The following is a 23559-nucleotide window of genomic DNA, read 5'->3' as shown; positions in this document are numbered from 1 at the left end:
TGCAGCTGGCAAAATGAGGGATGTCCAGGAACTTTTATACACTTAGGATTTGAAAGGCTGGCGTAAATTAAAGGTTGGTTTAGTATGATAGAGAATTTTGAACATTACTTGCAGGAAGACTGTCCTTACGGGGATGAAACCACAGAATTGCTTCAGATAAATGGTGGAGGTACCCTGAACATTCTGTCACGGGATGAGGGAATTGGAGCATGTGCTGATGATCTGGAACAATTCTACAAAAACAAAGGACTGGATGTGACCTACAGGGTTGAGAACGGTGAATATTTCGAAGGAGGGGCTGTAATATTCTCCGCACAAGGAAACCTCAGAATATTGTTCAAACTCTGGCGTGTCTCTCAGACTTTCCTTTCAATAGTATGTGCGATTGCAGCGCGGACTCATAATTTCGTAGAGGCTGCAAGAAAAGAAAATCCCGATATAATGATTGCCACAAGTCGCAAAACCCATCCGGGATTCAGGAAATACGAATTAAAGGCAGTAAAGGTAGCCGGAGGAACTCACCACCGTAATTCCTTGAGTGATTCCATTCTTGTGACACAGAACCATCTGGATGTGGCAGATTCTTTTGAGAATCTCAAGGCAGTGAAAAAAATAGAAATAGAACCACGTGATAATGACGAAGCACTCAAATACGCTGAAATTGCCGATGTCCTGTTACTTGATCATTATTCTCCCGAAGAAATGGCTGTGCTTGTTACCAAACTTAAAACAATAAATCCCGGCCTTGAGATTGCTGTGGGTGGTATTAAATCGGATGAGATTCCGCAATATGCTCCTTATGTGGATATTATTGTCTCCACTGCACCTTATTATGCTCAACCTCTTGATCTGACCACCAGAATTGAAAGAATTTGAGGTGTTCCAATGGGTGATATACTAACCGGATTGATTGACAGGCTTGCTAAAGAAAATGCTGATACTTTTCCTGAAAGCATTGTAGATGAAATATCTCTGGGAGTGGTTTACAGTGGTGCCAGAATTGGTATCCACGGCGGTGTTGCTGCAACTCAGATTCCTCAATCAGCCCATTGTGAAATCCTTTCATCCGCAGGTAAAATTCATAATAACCCTTTGCCCCGGGTTCTTGAGATGGGTAAATCATCCAATTCCCTAAAACGAACAGTTGCGACCAGTGCACTCAATGCTTTCATCAAAAAAACCGGGGAAGAGATTTCTTCTTACGAATCGTCAGATACCAGTGTATTGGATATTATTAAAAATAATGACAGGGTAGCAATGGTGGGCCATTTTGCCCCCATGATTCCCGGTATACTAAAAAAAGCCTCAACCCTTTATGTGGCGGAAAAAAGGCCAATAAAAGATGAAAGGATAACCATTGTACCCGAGGAAGAGCTGAAAGAAACAATAGCATCATCAGATGTTGCTATAATCACAGGTACCACTCTTTTGAACAACTCCCTTGGTCCTTTGATGGAATCAGTAAGCCAGGCATCTAACGCGATTCTGCTTGGACCTACTACTCCCCTGTATCCAGAACCTTTCTTTGAGGAAGGCTTTACTGCTGTAATGGGTACAAGAATTGATGATGCACCAACAATGTTAAGAATAGTTAGCCAGGCTGGCGGGACAAAGCAGCTTCACAGAAATTGTGGTACAAAGATATCTTTTGTTCAGTAAATATTATCCTTAGATCAATCGCTCAGGATTGGAATAGATGTAAAGATTGGGCCTGCGTGCAAATCCCACAAGCGTCATATTATTTTGTCTTGCGAGCCTGATTCCCTTATCCATTGGTGCAGCTTTACTTACCATGAGGGGAATTCTGGCATTGACGCCTTTTCCTACCATTGTAACGGACAATCTGCCAGAAGTTGCCATTATGCAGTTATCAAGTTCCACACCCCCCATTGCAGCTTTACCGATTGCTTTATCAACTGCTGATGCCCGGCTGACATCCTCACAAAATGTGAGGATTTCTCCTTTAGATGTTGCGATTACAGTCGAATGGGCACCACCGGTACGCCTCCAGATCTTGCCCTTTTCAAAAATGTAGTCGATAAGATCGAACAGGGTACTGCTTTTGACCTTCATTTCAGGGTTAGGAGTGGTCTTATCTAAGGATGATGGTTTTGTTTTGCAGAACAACTTATTTTTATCTATAACAATAGAAATGATCTGGTCAATATTTTCAATATGTCCTTCACATATGAGGTGGCCAGCGGCCATTTCCTTGAGTTGTCTGGGACTTGCCAAAAAAGAGGATATGAAGTTGCCATTCAGGAAAACTTCATAATTTTCCTCAATCACAACATCCACATAGATTTCTTCAGGGCAAGATTCACCTTTCACTTCGATACATTTTATGGAAATGTAAGGAGCGGTATCATCCCGCTCCTCCTTTTTCCACGTAATCTCTGTCTCCGGTTTATTATCGAAGTGCCAATCTTTTTCATTCATACTTAGCTCTTCATTTCCTTAACCTTGGCAAAAAGCTGTTTGAGGGTATCCTCATTGCTTTTCGTAAAGTCAAAGGGAGAGGACGTGAAGGGTTTGAAGTAGACAGACACGTTGTCCAGCCTGTAGAATGTACCGTCACATTCCATGGCATCAATTACACCAGGCAGTATTACATCCGCTGCAGTTGGTGTTGGGCCTGGAGCAATGTCTATGCATACCATTGGAATTTCTGCAAGATAGGATGCACAGTCTGCCGGAGTATGTGCCATAAGGTCGGCACCTACAACCATTGCCGCATCCGTGTCCTTTTCCCTGAGAATATCCACACAGGTGGTTTCACCGGGGTTGTATCTGGGGTAGCCGCGTGTGAAATCAAGACCGAAGGGATAACCGTAGAGATAGGATGCAACCATGTTGAATCCTGCAACATTGCAGTGACCACGAAGGGCACCGATACTGGCTTTAGTACCGTGGTTGTTGTTCAGTTCTTTGACCACGTTAAGCGCCATTTCGATGTTGCGGTGTTTTCCATATGATGAACTTACACCCAGACCAACGGAGAAACTGGCAAAGTTGGCATCGAGAATCATGTCCGCCATTTCTTCCATGACAGCAATCGGAACACCGGTTACTTTTTCAACGGAATGGTGAGGCTCTTTGCCGTTAAGGATTGTCAAAAGAGCATTGAACAGTTCATAGTCACTGTTGGGATTGAGCTGGACATGAAGGTCTGAAGCATCGGCTGTAGGGGTTCTTCTTGGATCTACAGTAATAACTTTCCTGTCGAAACGTCCTCTCTTGGTCCAGTAACCTCTGGGGAAAATACCATACTTGGACATATGCCTGGGCATGGATTCCAGTGGGTTGGTACCCCAGTAGATGCTTACGTCACTGCGGTTCTTTTTTGTACCCGCAGTTGCTGCGGCACATCCTGCTTCCTGGATACCCATTACAGTTGGGCCGTGACAGATTGTCGCATTGGAGTCTACTGTTCCACCAAGATATTCGCCTATATGCAGACCAACTTCCTGGGCTTCGCAGGAGGTTTCACTTCCTATAAAGAGCATGGGTTTTCTAGATGCTGCGAGAATTTCTGCGGCCTTTGTCAGGGCTTCTTCCCAGCTGACTTCCACGAATTCCCCATCTTTTTTTACCATGGGTTTTTTGATACGGTGGTCGCTTACGACCTCCTGGAACTTTGCATTGCCCATCTTACATGCGTTCTTGACAGTGATGCTGTTATCTTTCAGTTCAACCTGTACATCATCACAAGAAGCACCACAGACGGGACAGAATATGTTCTTGAACATTTCACTTACCTCCTGCATATACTTTCAATACAATATCCTCGGCTGTAAGAACCTCCTCGTCAGTGGGTTCTATATCTACAGGACTTCCCTTGTAGATCGGTGATCCTGTGGAGAAGGTGTGTGGGTCGATTACCACATTGGACCAGATAGCACGGGGCATGAATATGTTACCGCACATTACCCTGTCAGTGCATCTTGTGTATACAGCTACGGTATGTTTACCATCCATGCTGGTTACTTTAACCTTTTCAGGACATCCCAGTTCTTCAAAATCTAAGGGGGAGATCCAGCACAGGGCACATTCCTTCATGTAACCTTCAGAATATTTTTCGCCACCCTTGGCAAATTGTCCTTCGTAAATTGTACTTCCGGTATTTAGTAATGCTTTCATAATATCACCTCAGAGTTCCAGGTTTGCTTCCTTGCCAGCATACAGGATCCCTTTTGGTTTTTTGGATATGGCAAAGTCACCTGTGAATCTTTTGAATACTCCGCCACATTCGATGTCTTCGAAACAGAGATCATATTGCTCGTCTTCATACTGCATACCGGGAGTGAAATTGGTAATATGGCCTTCGACCACAATTGTCCCACCGCTCATTTCGGCACCAATTGCACGTATAGCATTTCCTCTGATGACAATAAGACCACCGGACTGGCGTATACCACAGAAATTTTCGGCATTACCGTTAACGATGATCTCGCCACCAGTTAATCCTCCGCCGATCTGGCTCTGGGCATTTCCGTCAACAACGATACGACCACCGGTCATTCCTTTCCAGCTGCCGCGGTAGGCACATCCCAGGTGATCGACTGTGTTGCCCTTTACATGGAGCAAACCGCCTTTCATCTCGGTTCCTGCCCAGGAATCTGCATCCCCTTCTACGACAATTTCGCCGCCTTTCATCTCAGCTCCGACTTTCAGGCCGATGGAACCCTGTATAGTGATCTTACCGGCGGTCATTTCCGCTCCGATCATTTTTACGCGGGCTACATCCCCTTTAATCACAATGGAAGTCTCTTCAGCAGAGCTTCCACCCTGACCTTTCACATCAAAGAAATTCTTCAAGGGCAATTTGTCCGGTCCCTGCCAGACAATCAACTGCTCAATTTCTTCCTTGCTCTTGCCTGCAAACTCATCTGGTTTGATTACATCGGCTTCGATCTTAATATCAATTTCAGTGTTTGGTGTAAGTACTACCTCTGTCATGACATCACTTCTCCATGTTTACATTGATGGGGGTTGGGTTGACGAGGTATTTCTCAGGTGTCGGATAGTTCTCGAAACCAAGGGTGTAGTACCTGAACCAATCCTTCACGTCCTCAAGCATCTTCTTTTCCTCGTTTGCATCGACCTTTATGTCACTGTAGTAGGTCCTTCTTTCGGGAATCGACATTATCTCGCCGTTATGGGCTACAATTTCTCCACCCTTGACAGTATAATCGGCATACCTGAATTTGGTGAGCAGGTCATTGTAGTTGGCTGTAACGTCCAACCTGGTTGGATCGATATCATAAATGGTTACATCACCATCTGCTCCAACAGCAAGACTTCCTTTCCTGTGTGCCATACCATTGGTCTTTGCAGGAGTGGCACGGGTAATGGTTGCAATGTCATAGAGCGACAGTTCACGGCTGACACCACCGAGTGTACTTCTGTCATTTGCCCATTTGTGGACTTCGTTGAATGTTTCATTCCTGTAAGCCTCTGACATCAACCAGGTCATGACATTCGGATATTTGGTGAATGGTCCACCGTTAGGATTATCGGTTGTCATGATGGTCTTCCATGGATCATCGATCAGAAGCAGAGATTCAAGTCCCATTGCCCACTGGACACTGTGTACGGGGTTGCTCTTAAGATATGTGAACGGGCATACACCGGAACCACATTCAAGTTCTACATCACAGTTGGACCATTTACCGCCTGTAAGGACTGCGATATCATGAATAGACGGACCGTCACCGGTCATACATGTGGCTTCACCGAAAGGTACACTACCACTGTCAATTACCACATGGTCCTGACTGTTAACATAATCTGTAATATCCTTCACACCGGATTCAAAGTCTCTCCAGGATGTTCCGCCAAAAGCATTGAATTGCAAGTGAGTCAGGTAGATGGATTTATCCTTTGTAGGATCGATCTTGGTTTCTGCCCATTCTACTCCCATATCCTGATTGGGTTTGACTTTTGATGGAATGGTAAGGGATTCCTTTGTTGTTTCATAACATCCCGGATGACCCAGATTGTTGGCGTGCAGGTGTACTGGCATAGGAATACCGAGCATTTCATTGACTTCGGTAAGTCCTTCGATGATTTCCCTTGGTGTAATTTCAAAATGGATGTTGGTCTCATCCAGGGATTTGACATTCTTACCCCATCCCCAGTTCTCCACACCGGCAGGGTTCACACATTTTATACCATAGGTCTTGTGTGTCCTCATCATCCAGGCCACATATGCAGCAGCCTTTTCGAGATCGCCTTCCTTGAGATAGCGCATCATGAACCAGTTGTTACCAAGAACAAGGTATCCTCCCATGTCAAGCATTGGGATGGAATGCATCTCTTCATGGGTGTGACGTGCTTCCATAGGCGGGACTGCAGCTTCAAAAGCTGTTGTATATCCCATCTGGGCATACTCATATCCTTCAAGATATACAGAAGGTACGGTTTCCCCGGTTCCGCCATGGGTTATTGAGGTCTTTGGACGATTCCACTTATAACTGTCCTCTGGCCGCATCAGACGGCCGGAGTTTACTTTGGCACCCGCAATATGGGTGTGTGAATCCACACCGCCTGGCATTACAGTTTTACCAGTGGCATCAACGACCTTTGCGTTTTTCATTTCCGCATCAGATAATTCAGGGACTACTTTTCCGTCCTTGATATAGATGTCCATGATGTCCCCATTTATCTCATTGAGGGGATCAAAAACATGTCCATTTTTTATTGCAATAGTAGCTGCCATATTATTCCACCTCTCTCTTCTCCAGCCATATAGCGTTTGTCGGGCAGATCATGGCACATGCGCCACAGGAGCCACAAACGTCCTGATCAATTATATTAACTGCTCCGTTCTTGACTTCCAGCAATGCTTTTTCATCCATGTTATTGAGGTGCCCCGCAGCAAGTTCTTTGTTTGCATAGGCATTCACAGGACAGACAATTACACAGTTTCCGCAGCCAAGACAGTCATATTCGTCGGTGACAAGTTTGGAAGTAAGTGTTGGCTCGGGGGAAGGTTTGTCGAGGAGTTTTTTCTCGAATACTTTCTTCTTTTCCATTTCAGCTGTAATTGCAGTTTTCCTGACATCAATTGCCTGTACTGGACAGGAAACTGCGCATGCTCCACAGTAGATACATGCATCCGGCCTCTGGGCTACTTTGTCAACACGTTCCCCGGCTTCCCATTCCGGATTGAATAATGCATTGCATGGGCATACATCCACACAGGTACGGCACGCCTGGCAGATGTCCTCGTCCCTGAACCAGGTTCCTTCAAATGGTTTCTCCACTTCTATGGCATCAACCGGACAAACGGATTCACACCATCCACAATGTACACAGCATTCCTGATTGATTGTTGTTGTACCATCTATTTTTGCTTCATTATCGTTGGAGAGCCACTGATTCACTTCAATGCAACCCTGTGGACATACCTGTTCACAAAGTCCGCAGTGTACACAATCATCATTGACAGTGGTTGGTTTAATAGCATTTATGAGGAAGGTTTTTTCCTCTACTGGCTTTCCCTCTTCTCTCATTTCAAGAGCACCTGTAGGACAGACTTTGGAACACATTCCACATGTTATACATGTGTTCGGTCTGGTCTCCAGGAACTCTTTGTCGATGAGTCCTCTGGCAACCGGTCCAACTGAACCGATGACCAGTGTCTCTTTTGGACACACCATGACACAAGTTCCACAGCCGATACACTTCTCAGGAATGTATATCACCTGTTTGTTGTCCTTTGTCGAAATCACTGTTTCATTCATATTGTATAGTCTCCGTTTGGCTATCATTACATGCATCACAAAGAACTTCATTGTTTCTTTGAATAAAACTTTCATTGCATTTCTGGCATAATTTTATTGTCTTTTTCTTTTTTACCGGCACATCTATATCTACCATTTCACAGGAATAGACATTCTCACCGGCTTCAAGAAGCACAGGAACAACTTCTTCGTGGCGAAGTTTCTTTGTGTTCATATACCAGGCATGCAATTTAGGGTAATCTTTAGTCTTCTCCGGGTCGAGATATATTCTTACTCCTTTAACAGAAGCAATTCCCGATGGAGCTTGTTTGTTCACGATCACAGCCATTTTTCCTGTATCGTGAACTCTCAAACGTTTATTGCCAGTTGTGGCACTTTCAAGTATCTGAAAAGGGTCCGGTATACAATTATACGTTTCACTTTGAACGTATATCCTTTCTCCTTCCTTTACATCAAGTACCCTTTTTGCAATATTTAGCATGTGGATTCCTATTAAAGCACCACTGCTCAAAAAACCGTGGAATGGGACGACCTTTTCGACCTGTGTAAATAGTTCTGGATATTCCACTTTTATCTTCTCTAGGATCTCATCCATAGTTTCCATATAAAAACCTCTAATAAAGAAGGCCGGTGAGATGCTTATAAGCGTCCGGATGCCTAAAGAACATAGCGATGAAAATTATATATAATTATCGATGTGCATCAACCCGCAGACCTACCATAAAAGAGGCTATGCAGCCTTGCTAAAGGCTGCAATAACTATCTGCAAAGAAGCTATTCTTCCTTTTATTCTGTTGCTGTGGAATTGTCTTCAGCCAGGCTCTGGGAAAGCTGGTTTAGTACATCTTCCATCTGATCTATTTCTTCCCCGTAACCGGTCCAATTGCCTTCTTTCAGATATTCCCGGGCCTGATTGTAATGGTCCAGTGCTTTTTGTGCAAGCTCCCGGGAGGTTTGGGATACTTCCGGCTGATCGGTTCCTTCTTCCCTGTCAACACGGCCTTCAACTAGCATTTGCAGGGATTCTTTCAGGTCTTCCCCCATGACAACTCTTTGTCCCGAAGAAACAACAACTCTCCTTAGTTCCGGAATTTCAGACTGTTCAGCACTTATGAACAGGGGTTCTGAATACAATATCGAGTTACCGATTGGAACTACAAGCAGATTTCCCCTAATTACACGGGAACCACTTTGACCCCAGAGGGTCAGTTGCTGAGAAATATCAGGGTCCTGATCGATTCTGGATTCAATTTGGGTAGGTCCATAGACAAGTTCTCCCTTTGGCAATTCGTAATGCTTGAGTTGTCCATAGTTTGGCTTATCACATCTGGCTGCAATCCAGGCAATCATATTCTCTCTGTTACGGGGTGTAAACGGTTGCAGCAACACATATTCCAATCCACCATCATCGGGTAATTTGGTGACCATGTAATAGGGTTCCATTTCAATACTGCTTCCCCTGTAAACTTCCCTTGGTATTTGCCAGGAATCCTCTTTATTGTAGAATTCTTGGGCAGATTTCATGTGGTAATTTTCGTATAAGTCCATCTGGACCTTAAAGAAATTCTTGGGATAGCGGATATGTTTTTGCAGGCCTTGCGGCATTTCATCAAATGACTTAAACAAATCCGGGAAAATCTTAGAGTAGGTATTTACGACCGGTTCGTCCTCTATCATATAGAAATCAACCGTTCCATCATAGGCATCTACAACAACTTTCACTGAATTTCTGATGTAATTAATACCGTTAAACTGTGCTCCGTAATAGGTTTCAGAATAAGGATACTTGTTAGCCGTAGTGTAAGCATCCATTATCCAGTAGACCTTGCCTTCATGGATTACCGGATACGGGTCATTGTCATATTCGAGGAATGGTGCTATTTCCTGTGCCCTGTCCTCAATCTGTTGACGGTACAACAAGCGGGATTCATCATCGATATACTGGCTCAGGATAAAATTCGGTTCACTAAAGGTATATGCGAATATCAGCTGTTTTACAAATGAATCCAGTAGTATTCCACTTTTACCTTCATATTGTGTAAATACATTCTGCCCTTGTTTTGGATAATCAAATTCATCCTTTCCGGTATTTACTATATTGTAATCCCTGTTGATTTCCCCGTAATATATCCCTGGACTATCAACTTCAAATTCTCCTCTTGGAGGAATGTCCTGTAAGACCAATTCAGGTCTGCCATCTTCGGTTTTTGTACTGACCGGATTCATAACCATCCCGTAACCATGGGTATATACCAATTTTTCATTGACCCATGTCTTGGCTTCAGGGGATAGGCGAGAGGTATCCAGTTCCCTGGCCGATATCATATACTGCTTGTATCCATCTTCAACATGATAGCGGTCTGTATCAACATCGTTGAAAGTATAATAGGTTCGGATCTGCTGAAGCTGTTTATAGGTCTGCTCCAGGGCACGCCGATCCCATATCCTTATATTATCAATTACCTCTGAATTGTCTTCCAGCTCTGATGAAGTCAAATTCATATTGGCTTTGAACGGCTTTTCTTCAATATCAGAAAGTCCGTAAGCAGTTCTTGTATAATTTATATTGTATTCCAGATAGGGTTCTTCAAGCTGGATTTCAGTCGGTTCGACCTTGAATTGCTGATAAACACCCGGTACAAAAGAGCTGGCCACTATAAAGAGTGCTATAAGAGCTATAGCCACAAAAGGTATTTTTATGTTTTTCAATTTGACGTTGGCCAGTAAAGCAATTGAGGTCAGCACTGACAATACAGTCAGAATGGTGAAAATCGGCAAGCTTACATTGACAGCGGTATACCCGGCGCCTGCGACAACCCCCTGCTGGGAGAATAATATTTCATATCTTTCAAGGAAAAATCCAAAAGCAATTAATGCAAACAGGAATGCAAGTATTGCAGAAATATGGACAAGAACTTTTGTAGGCAATTTATCCATAATTTGCTTTAAATCAATTGATTGATTCAAAAAATAAGGTTCTTCAGAATCTTCTATTTCAATTTTGTCGGAGCTGAATAAAGGTTCAAGCCTGTAAAAATAAAGAGCCAGTACCAGTATTAGAGAAAGAATTGTCAGACCGAGAAAAACGCCTCTTATCATATGAAGGAAAGGTAGCTGGAATACGTAAAACCCGATGTCATTCATAAGAATGGGGTCTTCTAATCCGAAAGATGTACTGTTAAAATATAACAGTATAGTTTTCCAGTTTCCACTGAATATGAGGCCAAAAATAAATGATACAGCCACAATTGACACCAGGATTATCTGGGAATCTACTTTTTCTGATGTAATGTTCTTCTCTGTAAGGATCTTATCAATCGAATCTCTTGCAAATTTTGCATTTATATAAAGAAATAAGAATGCAATTATAAAACCGGGAATTATTGCAATTAATTTCCATTGTAATATTGTTGTAAATACGGATGTATATCCTATCATATCAAACCATAGGTAATCCGTGTAAATTCCTACCAGGGGACTTATCCCCAAAAATAATGCCAGAATTAACAGGAATATAATTTTCATATCTTTCATAATAAACCCCATGAGTAACCTGACTCATATAAAAGTCTCATTTAGAGAAGAAGTTGCATGTTTATAAACCTTTTTTCCCACATAATTGGGATAATTATATGAATATTGGTACATTTAGCCAATACACAAAGTAAATATAATCTGCCTTATATACATTCCCACAAATAAAGAGGTATATCCATGTATTCAAGAATTTTCTTATCCCTCCTGTTAATATGTGCTGGGGCCACTACAGCATCTGCTTACACACTTGATGATATCGAGTGGGACAAAAGTATCGATTCTGCAACCCTTCATTGGGGAGATTCCGTGGAGAATAATGGTTATACTATTACTGCTGAGGATTTTCAAAAGAATGGATACGTCTATATCTGCATATCAAAAAATGGCCAAGCCTTGAAACATGGAGCACTGCTTGTTGGCGATAATCTTGAATACAGGGATACTGAAGAGGGAAAAGATATACGGGTTCATGCGAATGAAGTAAAGGTTAATATTGATGAGTGGACTGGAAATATGGAAGATCCCACCGCTGAAATTAGTATCTATAATAGAGGGAAACCTGAGTTTGACATTAGTATCGAAACAGATAGGGATGAATACGACCCCCGTATAACTTCCAAGGCCGAAATAGAAGTTATATTGAAAATCAAAAATGATGGTTCAGCGAAAGCTGAAGATGTTCAGCTTAGTGTTGACCCGGCAGGGATGGATGTTGTTGAAGGGGACCTTACAGAAAGCATATCTTCGCTTGAGATCGATGAAACTACAGAGGAATACGAGTTAACTCTAAAGGTTCCTCATCTGTGGGAGGAAACGGATTTAGATATTGTTGCTACAGTAGAAGGATATGATATCAACGGGGATTTGCATAAAAATGAGGAGATCGAAACTGTAACAATTGCTCCTAAGGTTGAGTTAATGATAACCAAATCCATACCTGAAGAAATATATATGGATGAAACGGCCCGGGTTTTAGTTTCAATACGTAATAATGGTCTTTATGAAGTGAGTAATATTACTGTAAAAGATAAAATCATCGATCATATGGAACTGCTTGATGATGTAGTTTTTAATAAGAATATTTCTCTTGATGCAGGAGAAACCATTAAAATTTTCGAATACTCAATGAAACCCACCAAATCAGGAGAATTCAAAGCGCCTGCTACAATTGCTTCTTTCAAAGCATCTAACGGGAAAATCTATGAATATGAATCTAACCAACCTGAAATTCAGGTTGATGGTCCAGTAATAACAATTACGCAGAGTACGGAGAGTTCAACAATCAGACCCTCTGATGAGGTGAAAGTTACCGTTAAGGTAAGCAATAAAGGTAACAGGGATGCGAGTGTGAAGGCAGTATCTGAAATACCTGATGATGTTACCTTTGTAAGAGGAGAAACCAGTCTGGATCAGGTTATTCCAGAAGGTAAATCAAAAAGTTACAATTATATTATTCGTGCAGGAAATGAGGGTAATTTCACAGTACCAGCTGCTAGAGCTTCTTTTATCGACATGGAAAATTACAAAGGAGAAAGGGTCTCCAATATCCTGCAATTTGATATCATCAACACTTCAACCCAGGATGCAGCAACTGATGCGTCAAACAAGGCTGATTCACAAATATCCGATGATAGTGGAGACGATAATAGTATTTTCAGTGATGACGAATCAAATGGCGGTTCCGGTGAAACGAATGAAAACACCAAAGTCCAACCCGGATTTGGTGCATTGATGGTAATTTTCGTATTAACAGGAATATATGTATTTGGGATAAAGCGATAAGTCAACTACCCTCCCTTACGGAAGGAGACTCCTGCTCTAAAAATTGAAGGAATAGTATGGAGCGCAACTTCACATCCTTGTCTTTCAGGATTTTTCTTTTTTCTGGTTTTCCTTCTTGCAGTAAATATAGCTGCAATGGCAGTTTCTGCAGAGTATATCGATCAGAAAGACCCGGAGGAAGATACTCTCGATTGGGGTGAAGAGGTTAATGTTAGTGGTTATACAATAAAATCAAATAGTCCTATAGCTGGACTGCTGTTTGGGTACTAATCAATCGGTTATCCTTTCATGAAAGTTTTCAATGGCCTTGCAAAATAAATGAACCAGTAAAACCAGATTACGAATCCATCAATGGGGCAAATAATACTTCTTCCTTTGGTTCGGTGAGGTTAATAAAAGATTTTGTGAATGTAACAATGGAAATCATATATGATTCCCTCAATTTTTAATAATTGTAGTGATATTGATATGGACAGACATGAAAAAAACTGATACAATTATATTCACACATGGTGATTCGGATGGAGTATGTTCGGGAGCCATAGCCAAAAGTGCATACCCTGATGCCAGGGTCTATTTTACCAGTCCAGTGAGTCTGCATAATAGACTTGATATGGCTGAAGATTATGATAATATCATTATCTGCGACATAGCCGTGGATGAACGCTCATGTGTAAATCTCTACAATAAGATTAATGATATTGCCAGTCATACAGATATTACCTATATTGATCATCATCCTCTTCCAAGGATGTGCTGGGATGAACCCTGGTTTCACCATGACCTGAACACATGTGCCGCAGAACTTACATACAAGGTTTTTAAATCTCGTTTGGAAAGGGATATCCGCAGGATTGCTGTGTATGGTGCCATAGGTGATTACAGGGATAATACTCCTGAAATTAAGAAATGGACAAGGGACTGGGACAAAAGAAGTCTCTATTTCCAGGCAGGAACATTGATCCAGGCATTGCAATATGTTGGTAGAAACTATGATTTTAAAAGAGAAATCATTGACCCTCTTTCTACTGATTTAATTCCTTCTGAAATACCCAATCTCATCCCCTATGCAAAAAAAGCATCAAGAATTGAAGAAGAGTTGAGGATACGTGTAAAGGAGTTGGTCCATCCGCTTCATTCGGTAGCTTATGTACTTGATCCCGAAGGTTACCTTTCCAAATCCGCAATCTATGCAGCCTCCTATGGAAGAAAAGGAATAGGGATTGCAGCCGAACACAGGAATAATAAAGCTGCTTATGATCTAAGCTTGCGCTCCCGTAACAGCAGTGTGGATATCAACCTCCTTTTGCGAGATATTGCACCCCAGTATGGCGGTAGTGGCGGCGGCCACCCAATGGCTGCCGGGGCCCGTATTCCGGAAGAAAAACTTGATGCATTCCTTCAGGAATTTGACCGGAGAGTTAATATGGCTGAGACAAAGCAGGGAGATTTATGAAACCTACTGCAGTTCCCAAAAACAATGATTTTGAAATTGTATTTGCCGGTCGCTCCAATGTAGGCAAATCTTCTATTGTAAAAGCCCTTTCAGGACGCAAAGTAAAGGTCGGCAAAAGACCTGGTGTCACCCTGAAACCCACTCATGTGAAGAAAGGGGAATTAGTGATTACAGATCTTCCCGGCTTTGGATTTATGAATGGTGTAAAAGAGCGCAAACAGGATATCGTAAAGGATAAGATCGTACGTTATATAGAAGAAGGAAATCAGCGGATTAACATCGCTGCTATAGTAGTTGATGCAGGTTCTTTTGTTGAGGTTGTGGATCGCTGGGATCAACGGGGCGAGCTTCCCATTGATATAGAAATATTCGATTTTTTTACAGAAATGGATCTTGAACCCCTGATAGTTGTAAATAAAATGGATAAGATCAGGGAAGAGGATAAAGATAGGGTCCTCGATGCTATTATTGAAAGATTGGGGCTTTTCCCACCATGGAGGCAGTGGATTGACAGGGTAGCACCGATAAGTGTTAAAAAAGGAGATTTGCAGGCCTTAAATTCTATTATAAGGAAGCGCATCCATTCGGCTAAAAGGGATTCCTTGCTAAAATATATCTGAAAATAGGGTATTGTTAGCCCCTTATGCGGAAATCCACACCCATGTCCCTGGCTATCTGGCTGCATTTATCAGTATCAATTTCAGGAACATCTACCACGCTGAAACGTACATAAAGGCCTGCTTTTTTTGATTCTTCCGCAAATTTCAGCAGAGCAGCATAAGAGTTTTGGTAGAATGGTTTACAAATCCTGTCATAAACTTCTGCGGATTCTGCATTGAGGCTGACTGAAACTGCATCCAATCCGGCATCCACAAGACAATCAACCACATTGATGCCGGGATTTATAAGCTGGCCGTGTCCATTGGTATCCAGTCTTACATATGTTCCCTTTGCTTTCAACCAGCGGGTGACAGCAAGCAGCACGTCAAAACGGGCTGTAGGCTCTCCGAATCCTGTGAAAACGATCTCTTTATACTTTTTCAGATCATGCTTTTCCAGTTCTGCAATTATCTCTTTTTCGGAAGGGTCTTTTTTAAGCCACAGGTTATATCCGTATAATCTTTCTCCCTGGTTGCGAATACAAAAATAACAGTCTGCACTGCATTGATTGGTTATGTTCAGGTACAGGTTACCATGGGCCTCATAGCATATAGAGGGTTTATCAGTTTTCATTTATTCCAAGCTCCATCGGGAATAAGAGGAAAGTTAGAGGTATTACATGCAGAATTATCAAGAAAATACATCCAGGCTTCTCTGTTGCTTTCCAGTTTTACTTTTTTTCTTGTGAAAAACTTGCCTTCAAGTATATCAAGGCTATTTAACATATTTCTGTCAATACAATATACTTCTCCCTTGATATTACAACAATTACCATTGTTCACAACAGCTGGAAAACTACCCAGATCGAACATGCAATATTGATCAGCTGTAATATCTTTTCCAATAAATACAGAATCCCTGATTATATGATTATTGGAGAATCCTTTTTTAAGAGTCCCATACACAAAAATATCCATGATTAACCCAATCCGAAATTCAGTTTTGTGAGTGTTTTTTTCACAGGATCGGGAAGTTTGCCACACTGTATTGCTTTCATGTGTTGTGGTGAGATCGTCCGTATGGCCTTTGACATCAATCTGTCAGATCTCATCAGGTTGTCCATCATTTTCCGGATATAAACAGCAGTTCTTATCTCCAGTCCCATTTGCTCCCTCCATCTCCTTTCATAAATGGAGAGTTCACATTTACCTGCAATATATTCTATAGCCGTTTCTCCTGCTAGTTTTCCCCCTATCATCGCCGTGGGAATTCCCCCTCCGTTGGTAGCGATCAACTGACCTGCAGCATCACCGGCAAGCATTGCATTGTTTGAGACAGTTTTCTCGGGAGCACCCCCTACCGGCACCACTCCGGAAACCACGGAAAGTATCCTTGCATCCTGCAGTTTATCGCTGGCAATGGGATGTTTGTACATGAACTTTTCCAGATAATCCCGGGCACACATATTCTTCTCGAAAAGCACTTCCCGGATACCCACACCGATGTTTGCAGTGTTTCCTCCCTGCGAAATAATCCAGGCATATCCACCTGGAACGTAGTTTTTTCCGAAATACATCTCTACGGCATCTCTGTCCGCTGCGGTGTTTGCAAGTTCATATTCAAAAGCAGTTCCGATTCCCATTGGATCATGTTCCCGTTTCATACCGTGGGCTCTTGCAACAATAGAATTTGGACCGTCTGCACCTATCAGGACTTTGCCCCTGATTGTCGATGGTCCAAAGACCCCGTCCACTTCAATTGCATTTCCGTTAACATCTGTTACATTGGTTCCCACCATCAACTCGGCGCCTTCCTCAGCTGCCCGGGATGCCAGGAATCTGTCAAACCTTCTCCTGTCAATAGAATCGGCTTTTACTTCAAACCCCTTTGAATAGCCATCCGGTGCAATAAAACGCTGATAGGTGCTGGTGGAATGTACACAATTTTTCGGATAATCAAGCAGGGTGTGGGGAAGGTGTGCATCGGGCACAAGTTCCTGCAGGGTATCGGCATGGGGCATAAACCCGCCGCATTGGAGGGGTACACCTATGTCTTTTTTCCTGTCAACCAGTAAAACGGATGCACCGCCCTGTGCGGCATACATTGCAGCTGTGGTGCCCGCCGGACCAGCTCCGACAACTACCACATCATATATTTCATCGGGATGCATGGGAATAATTGCTACTTTGGTATTGCTTATAAACCTATTTCATCAATCACATGCCGCCCCCTATCTGGGACAGCTCGAATTCCATTTCATCGGGGACTCTTGCAATGAATACAAAAACAGTATACCTGAGTTTCCTGGCCTCGGAGATAGCTGTCTTTTGTCTGTCGCTTAATTCTTCAGTAGAACTTATGCACAGCATCTTGTGGTTTGCTCCGACCAAAAAATCAAATTGTTCTACATAAGCATTCAAAAAATCAACCATATCCCTGAGTTCATCCCAGCGACTACACATGTGCAGGCTTTTCGTAGAAGAATTTTCTACATACCAATCCTTGCTCATGTAGGGGTAGGAATCATACTGATCCTTAATTTCTTCATAGGCTTTCTGTATTCTGGGCATGTCCTTTGCAAGGTTTACCCATTTCCATTCATTCTGCGAAAAGTATTTCCCGGCCAATATGTCAGCAATTTCCTTTTTATCTTTTGAATCAAGTTTCATAATATCACCTGTTAAAAATCATCGTCCTGTACATAACTCCTGTCAAATTCAATCGCAATTTCAGCTTTTTCCAGTTCCCTTCCAAGATAACCAGCATGCTCAAGGCTTGTGACAAGTCCTTTATCTATTATCATGTCCAGTATTTCTGCAGCATTTTTACCGATGATAGTTTCCTTTGCATGTTCTGCGACGATGTACCTTTTTCCATCATTTATATGTGCAATTCCTATATGGAATGCTCCGGCTGGATCCAGTTGCCAGTTGGGGCTACTCTTTGCAGCAGTTGCATTATCGGGCATATCAATATCCGGTCGCTTTCGTTTTTCTTTGATCATGAACATGTCAATTCCCAGGTCCTTTGGGGAACTGTGCCTTTCCTCTGCCAGTTTCATCATTGAAGAGGCTGTTTTTAGTTCGGCAATGGAACCCTGGGTTTTATCACTATATTCGGGTGTGAAAAGAATGGCTGCGCCGACCTCATGTGCTATTCCGCACAGTGTTGCATTTATACCTATTGAATCAGCATCCATGAGTTCAGTAACATTGCCAGCTCCAAAGAAAAGAGGGATGTCCGGGTAAGTATCACGGAATTTTCTGTACCTTTCTACAGAAGATGTAAATCCGTGGCCAATTGGATCAAGCACAGGGTCTGCAATTATGTTTTCAATTCCGAATTCCTTTGCTCGTTTGATATTCTGCATCAATGTATCATATTTATTGCCACTGCCCGGGATAATCACAACAGCACATCCCTTTGCAGCGATCTCGTCTCCCAGCTCATCAATATTTGTATCATTGAGGCTGAGGACGATATCAATACCGGCTTCAATTGCACTACATATATGGGCAGGGTCCAGGGTATCCACACTTAGTGGCAGTCCGGTCATTTTTCTTGCATTGAAAATGGCCTCATGGACACTTTCAGTGGGTGTATCAATGGCCATGCCCAGATCGATGATATCAACACCTTTACGGGTGAATTCTGCCACTTTACTCTGAAGAAGGTCACAATCCATATTTCCCGCATCAACGATTTCGCCCATGACTTTCATTTGGGAATTGCCCCCTATTTTCGTACCATTGAATATTAAAGGAGCAAAAGCACTCTTTTCCATCTGGTTCAATTTTTTGTATGCTTCCTGTTGGCGTATATCTTTGAGTAATTCACATGCAGGGATTTTATCTGAAAATTGCACATCTCCGGCAAACCGTATTGCGTAACCCAGGTCATAGGCGTGTTTCGGACCTAAGTAGACAGGGCAGCCCATTTTGTTTGCAACTTCTGTGAAATCACCGGGGACAAGACCAGGAATAAGGATCATATCAAATTGCCCGGGTTTAAAATTATTGTTTTCATAGGAATGAATTAACCTTTGTGGGGTAATGAAAGCAGCTATTTCCGTATCCACAATAAGTACACTTGTCTCAGAACCAACCGCATGACGAACTGTGTTTTCCGCCAGCTGACCTGTAGCTACAAGAATTTTCATGGGGAATAATCGGTTGGATATTAAAAATAAGTATCTGTGAAAGATGCTTTTGAGGCATCTTTCCAGATTTTAATTAATTATGTCTATAATAGAACCGCCATTGTCAGAAGATCGATTCATTGGTTCGACTACCTGACGGCTTCCGTTTGGAACCTTTTTATAACGTGATTCGGTATTCTTTTCTACAATATCGGCCTGATATTGAGGTCCAAGTACCTGTGCTGACTGCACTCCGGTCATAATGGCCATTACACGAATCTTTCCTTCATAGTCATCGCGAATTCTGGCTCCCCAGATTACATTTGCATTTGAGGACAATTCATATGTCAGGGATGCTGCAACTTCTTCAGCTTCCTTGAGACTTAGATCCGGTCCTCCGGTAATATGTACAAGGCTACCCGTGGCGCCGCGGTAATCGACATCAAGAAGTGGGTGATTCAAAGCTGCCCTGACTACATCTTCACTCTTATCCTGATTCTTACTTTCCCCGACAAGCATTACGGCCACGCCACCACATCCCATAATAGCACGGATGTCTGCATAGTCCAGATTGATAAGAGATGGTTGTGTGATCGTTTCAGTGATACCCTTTACGGTTTCAGCGATTAGCTGGTCCATTACTGAAAATGCCTGCTCTATAGGGAGGTTTGGTACATAGTTGAGAAGCCTGTTGTTGTCAAGTACAATAACAGTATCTGCTGCGTGGCGGAAATCCTCTATTCCCTCTTCAGCTTTTACAGCACGTGCCCTTTCTACCCTGAAAGGACTGGAGACCATGCCTACTACAATTGCTCCCTGTTCCTTTGCTATGTCAGCCACAACGGGGGCAACACCGGTACCGGTACCTCCTCCCATACCTGCAGTTACAAAAACAAGGTCACTTTCCTTGAATACTTCTTCAAGGGTTCCACGGGCAAGATCTGCTGCTTTGGCACCGACTTCCGGGAAGCCACCCGCACCAAGTCCACGAGTTAAGGTTTTACCCACAAGGATCTTCTTGTCAGCACGTATGTGATCAAGATGTTGTTTGTCCGTATTTATTGCAATAGTTTCGGCACCTTCGATACCGATATTATACAGACGGTTGACGGTGTTGTTTCCGGCGCCTCCGCAACCAACAATGGTTATCCTGGGAAGCCCGAATTCAAAATCTTCTTCATCTTCAAAGTTCTGGCGATACTCTCTTTCCTGTTCTGATAGTTTCAATGCATCTTGCACTATGGACTGCACATTCATCCCCTCTGATGATTCGTGATTTTACGATCTCCTAAGTAATGACAAGGTATCCAGCATCCCCGATATGCGAAGAAACCTTTACCTCTATCTCCGATTTATTCTCTCATGCCGTCCGCATATTTCAATTACGGACGGGGATTTCGCCAAGCTACATGTGAATGATCAGTACCAACTGTTCTTTGGAAATTGAACTGTATCTTTTTCGTTATTGTAGCCCTGAGGCGTTCGACACTTGCTTGAATAAAGTCCGACTTTCAGCGGCCAAGCATCCACTTTTGGTCTGACTGAATCCTTACATTTTGTCTGATTCATTATTTATAAATAGTTGTATATAAGGGTATTCATTTATATCACCCTTTTGTGATACAATCGTAATTTACACGGGTTTTTTTAAACCTGGGTAGGTTTCCCCACATACCAACATATTCACCCTGAACAACAAGGGCACCATTTATACTCTCAATCCCTTCTAAAACTTTAAATGCTTTTTCCACAGCTTCCCTGCCAGGATCGGTTGCATTTGAAAGAGCGGTTGCAGCAGAGTCAGCAAGGGATACATCTTCGGAAAAAACAACTGCAGCATCTGCCATCCCAAAACTAATCGATGGACCGACAGTACCCGATGACGTGCATACACCTGTCACATTGTCAACTGGTTCAAGCACAAAACCAATATCCTTTACGGCGGATTCTCCTGCATATATACCTACGACAATCTGCCGGTCTGTTACATAGGCTATGTCTCCTCCATTATCGACCAGTGCAAAACTTGCTCCTGCATCTACCATTGCTTCAACAGCAAGTGAAGCAATCGTGCCTGCCACGGCACTCATAGGACCAAGTCCCATTGTAGATGAAGCATCTGTCATTCTTCTGACTATTTCAGGAGCATCTTTGGGGCATGAATGGGGTTCCAGTGTAATCTGAAAATAAGGGTCCCTTCGAATATAATTCTCAAGCAGTGACCTGTGGAAGCCAATAGCTTCTTTGGCTGCTTCCACATGGCTGACATCATCTGCATGGATGCTAACTATAGTTTCCTTGAGACGATAATGTTCTTTCATGTTTTGCAAGATAATTATTTCTCAAGGCTCAGGGCCCGATGCGGACACATTTTGATACAGGTGCCACACTGTATACATTTTTCTATGTCCTGGACAATACCCCATTCCTCATCAAAGGAAAATACATGTCCGGGACAAACCGATATACAGGCTCCACATTCTACACATTCTTCCTCATCCCTGACTATCGGATGGTCTAGAACTGTTACTTCAGCACCCTTTGATTCCAGTGCTTTTCTTATAGCCTTGAAATCATCAGTTTCTACCTCGGCAATTATCTCTCCGTATGTGGAATCGAAATGTGCCTGCGAAATGTTCAGGGCAGTTCTGGTTTCAATTATTGATTCTGCAAGTATGGGCTCACCTATGACATTGGACGAAATGCTGATCTTTATCATCATCCTCACCGCCTCCTGGCAAACAGTTTGCTGATATCATTACTCGTGATTATACCGATTACATATCTGTCCTTATCTATCACAGGCATTGCTGATACTTCTTTCATGTCCAGATTGCGTGCTGCAATATCTATGGGATCGGTGGCATTGGAGGTGAGGACCTTTTTTGTCATTATATCCTTCACATAATTACATCCCGTTTCAGCAACAGCTTTGGATATGTCCCATGCAGTCACAATACCTACCAGTTTTCCATCCTCTGAAACAACAGGCAAATGGCTAAAAGTATTTTCCATGATCATTTTAGCTGCTTCATGGAAAGTTGCATTCTCATCGATGACTACTACATCCTTTGCCATTATATCCTGTACCAGAGGGTTTCTCGTTGTTTGTCTCATCGGTTTGCATGTGGCTTTTGCAGGAAGTCTCTGGGAGGGGGTGTTTACAAAAAAATCTCCAGCTGCGACCCATTTTTTCAGTTCCTCTGCAATCTCACGTGATTTTTTGAAACTTGACATAGAGGAGGTGGGTGTATCTTTGCCGTTTATTTCGATGCTACCGGAGCGTAGTTCTTCATAATTGACCTTTCTGATAACAGGCCTGTCCCGACTTGGCACCCCGTAATCCAGTACGTTTGTCACTACATCTTTATCTGTAACTGCGGTTGATTGTGCAAGTTGTTCATTCAGGATAGGTATAGGTATGCCCATCCCAACGTAGAGGGAAGTGCCGTATTCATGGAAATTTGCCGCACGAATATAATCGGCACTCATATCTTTCAGGTCACCCCTAAGCATCAATGTACCAAAATTAGTTTCCGGGCTGTGCTGTGTTCCTTCCCCAATAATATGTCCTTTTGCCCCACCAAGGAAGATAGGGGTGCCAACTCCTATTGTCTGGTAATCAGGATCATTGGATAATGGTGATAGTACACCAGCGCCGGAATAGGTTACATTTCCATAGTTGGGAAGTAACGAACCCATATATGTGTAAATCGTTCTGTTTATGCCGTTAGTAGCAACATTGTATTTCTGATATCCGTTACGGGGGTTGATCATGATTGCCTGGTTCAGGTCATATATGTTGAGTGTAGTGTCAAGTGTTTTTCTGGGATAACAATCGGTACCATAAGATGTGGCATGAAGATCAATGGATTTCCCACGTATCAGGTCTTCAATTACATGGGCCCCTCCATAATCGAAACCTTCAGTTTCGGAAAGTTGTCCTGCGCCTATAAAGGCATCTACTGCAGCTACGCCTGAATAGGCTTCCACACCGTTCAAAAAAACCTTATTCATTTTCATTGGTGGTTCTGAATGACCGAAATTGAGCCAGACTCCTGAGGAGCACATTGCTCCAAATGTACCTGTGGTAACTACATCAACTTCCTTAGCAGCCTCTTTTGTGCCCAGTTCTCCTACTATACCTACCATTTCCTCAGCCGTCACAACATTGACATTACCCTCTTTTATTCTCCTGTTTATCTCCTCTATGGATTTTTCTACCATGAAATCTACCTCTGTTAATATCATTTGGTAATATTAGAGTACCTATATATTACTTCTGGTTATTGGATATA

Annotated in this window: 22 protein-coding genes; 5 read left to right on the top strand and 17 right to left on the bottom strand. The window is 42.7% G+C overall.

The features are described 5' to 3' along the window. Window positions 1–84: 84 nt before the first annotated feature. Together CI957_RS03255 and CI957_RS03250 are read left to right on the top strand one after the other, a co-directional pair. On the top strand, window positions 85–876 hold the full coding sequence (locus tag CI957_RS03255) for a nicotinate-nucleotide pyrophosphorylase (RefSeq protein WP_096711717.1): 792 nt from the start codon (window positions 85–87) through the stop codon (window positions 874–876). Between the two features lie 9 nt (window positions 877–885). After that, window positions 886–1659: a DUF364 domain-containing protein gene (locus CI957_RS03250; RefSeq protein WP_096711716.1), complete on the top strand. Its 774-nt coding sequence runs from the start codon at window positions 886–888 to the stop codon at window positions 1657–1659. A 9-nt stretch (window positions 1660–1668) separates the two neighbouring features. Here the strand turns inward: CI957_RS03250 and CI957_RS03245 are convergent, their stop codons facing one another. The 8 genes from CI957_RS03245 to CI957_RS03210 form a co-directional block, all read right to left on the bottom strand. Then, window positions 1669–2439 carry a formate dehydrogenase accessory sulfurtransferase FdhD gene (locus CI957_RS03245; RefSeq protein ID WP_128754208.1) on the bottom strand — a complete coding sequence of 257 codons (771 nt, stop codon included), beginning with the start codon at window positions 2437–2439 and terminating at the stop codon, window positions 1669–1671. 2 nt (window positions 2440–2441) lie between these two features. Then, window positions 2442–3749, bottom strand: a complete 1308-nt coding sequence (locus CI957_RS03240; RefSeq protein ID WP_128754207.1) for a formylmethanofuran dehydrogenase subunit B — start codon at window positions 3747–3749, stop codon at window positions 2442–2444. Window position 3750: 1 nt separating this feature from the next. Further along, window positions 3751–4140 (bottom strand): molybdopterin dinucleotide binding domain-containing protein, encoded by a 390-nt coding sequence (locus CI957_RS03235; protein WP_096711714.1) that lies wholly within the window; start codon window positions 4138–4140, stop codon window positions 3751–3753. A 9-nt stretch (window positions 4141–4149) separates the two neighbouring features. After that, entirely contained in the window at window positions 4150–4959 is an 810-nt protein-coding gene (locus tag CI957_RS03230; protein ID WP_096711713.1) for a formylmethanofuran dehydrogenase subunit C, read from the bottom strand. Window positions 4960–4963: 4 nt separating this feature from the next. Then, window positions 4964–6721, bottom strand: coding sequence for a formylmethanofuran dehydrogenase subunit A (locus tag CI957_RS03225; protein ID WP_096711712.1), 1758 nt, complete (start codon window positions 6719–6721; stop codon window positions 4964–4966). 1 nt (window position 6722) lies between these two features. Next, a complete protein-coding gene (locus tag CI957_RS03220) occupies window positions 6723–7748 on the bottom strand; it encodes a 4Fe-4S binding protein (RefSeq protein ID WP_128754206.1) in 1026 nt (341 codons plus the stop codon). Next, the gene (locus tag CI957_RS03215; RefSeq protein ID WP_096711710.1) at window positions 7741–8352 is read right to left on the bottom strand and encodes an FmdE family protein; all 612 of its coding nucleotides are present in this window, start codon (window positions 8350–8352) and stop codon (window positions 7741–7743) included. The genes CI957_RS03220 and CI957_RS03215 overlap by 8 nt, the downstream gene beginning before the upstream one ends. Before the next feature lie 182 nt (window positions 8353–8534). Then, entirely contained in the window at window positions 8535–11282 is a 2748-nt protein-coding gene (locus tag CI957_RS03210; protein ID WP_096711709.1) for a UPF0182 family protein, read from the bottom strand. Between the two features lie 309 nt (window positions 11283–11591). Here CI957_RS03210 and CI957_RS03205 point away from each other — a divergent pair, with 309 nt between their 5' ends. From CI957_RS03205 to engB, 3 genes are all read left to right on the top strand, one after another. Further along, window positions 11592–13067, top strand: a complete 1476-nt coding sequence (locus tag CI957_RS03205; protein WP_128754205.1) for a BatD family protein — start codon at window positions 11592–11594, stop codon at window positions 13065–13067. Between the two features lie 478 nt (window positions 13068–13545). Next, window positions 13546–14523 (top strand): DHH family phosphoesterase, encoded by a 978-nt coding sequence (locus CI957_RS03200; protein WP_096711707.1) that lies wholly within the window; start codon window positions 13546–13548, stop codon window positions 14521–14523. After that, window positions 14520–15143, top strand: coding sequence for a GTP-binding protein EngB (gene engB, locus CI957_RS03195; RefSeq protein WP_096711706.1), 624 nt, complete (start codon window positions 14520–14522; stop codon window positions 15141–15143). The genes CI957_RS03200 and engB overlap by 4 nt, the downstream gene beginning before the upstream one ends. A 13-nt stretch (window positions 15144–15156) precedes the next feature. Here the strand turns inward: engB and CI957_RS03190 are convergent, their stop codons facing one another. The 9 genes from CI957_RS03190 to CI957_RS03150 all read right to left on the bottom strand — a co-directional run bounded on the left by CI957_RS03190 (window position 15157) and on the right by CI957_RS03150 (window position 23488). Further along, on the bottom strand, window positions 15157–15756 hold the full coding sequence (locus CI957_RS03190; protein WP_096711705.1) for a TatD family nuclease-associated radical SAM protein: 600 nt from the start codon (window positions 15754–15756) through the stop codon (window positions 15157–15159). Beyond that, window positions 15753–16100 (bottom strand): gamma-glutamylcyclotransferase, encoded by a 348-nt coding sequence (locus tag CI957_RS03185; protein WP_128754204.1) that lies wholly within the window; start codon window positions 16098–16100, stop codon window positions 15753–15755. Before CI957_RS03185 ends, CI957_RS03190 begins: the two co-directional genes overlap by 4 nt. Before the next feature lie 2 nt (window positions 16101–16102). Further along, complete coding sequence (locus tag CI957_RS03180; RefSeq protein WP_128754203.1) at window positions 16103–17293, bottom strand: NAD(P)/FAD-dependent oxidoreductase; 1191 nt, start codon at window positions 17291–17293, stop codon at window positions 16103–16105. A gap of 46 nt (window positions 17294–17339) precedes the next feature. After that, window positions 17340–17792 (bottom strand): hypothetical protein, encoded by a 453-nt coding sequence (locus tag CI957_RS03175; RefSeq protein ID WP_128754202.1) that lies wholly within the window; start codon window positions 17790–17792, stop codon window positions 17340–17342. Between the two features lie 11 nt (window positions 17793–17803). Continuing rightward, window positions 17804–19282: a dihydropteroate synthase-like protein gene (locus tag CI957_RS03170; RefSeq protein WP_128754201.1), complete on the bottom strand. Its 1479-nt coding sequence runs from the start codon at window positions 19280–19282 to the stop codon at window positions 17804–17806. 69 nt (window positions 19283–19351) lie between these two features. Continuing rightward, a complete protein-coding gene (gene ftsZ / locus CI957_RS03165; RefSeq protein WP_096711915.1) occupies window positions 19352–20512 on the bottom strand; it encodes a cell division protein FtsZ in 1161 nt (386 codons plus the stop codon). Window positions 20513–20868: 356 nt separating this feature from the next. Further along, window positions 20869–21582 (bottom strand): UPF0280 family protein, encoded by a 714-nt coding sequence (locus CI957_RS03160; protein ID WP_096711700.1) that lies wholly within the window; start codon window positions 21580–21582, stop codon window positions 20869–20871. 14 nt (window positions 21583–21596) lie between these two features. Beyond that, window positions 21597–21983 carry a 4Fe-4S dicluster domain-containing protein gene (locus CI957_RS03155; RefSeq protein WP_096711699.1) on the bottom strand — a complete coding sequence of 129 codons (387 nt, stop codon included), beginning with the start codon at window positions 21981–21983 and terminating at the stop codon, window positions 21597–21599. A gap of 2 nt (window positions 21984–21985) precedes the next feature. Continuing rightward, complete coding sequence (locus CI957_RS03150; protein ID WP_128754272.1) at window positions 21986–23488, bottom strand: homocysteine biosynthesis protein; 1503 nt, start codon at window positions 23486–23488, stop codon at window positions 21986–21988. Between the last annotated feature and the right edge of the window lie 71 nt (window positions 23489–23559).

This window comes from Methanohalophilus sp. WG1-DM, from assembly GCF_004104135.1.
Classification (GTDB): Archaea; Halobacteriota; Methanosarcinia; order Methanosarcinales; family Methanosarcinaceae; genus Methanohalophilus; species Methanohalophilus euhalobius.
This window is presented reverse-complemented; position numbering and strand designations above follow the sequence as displayed.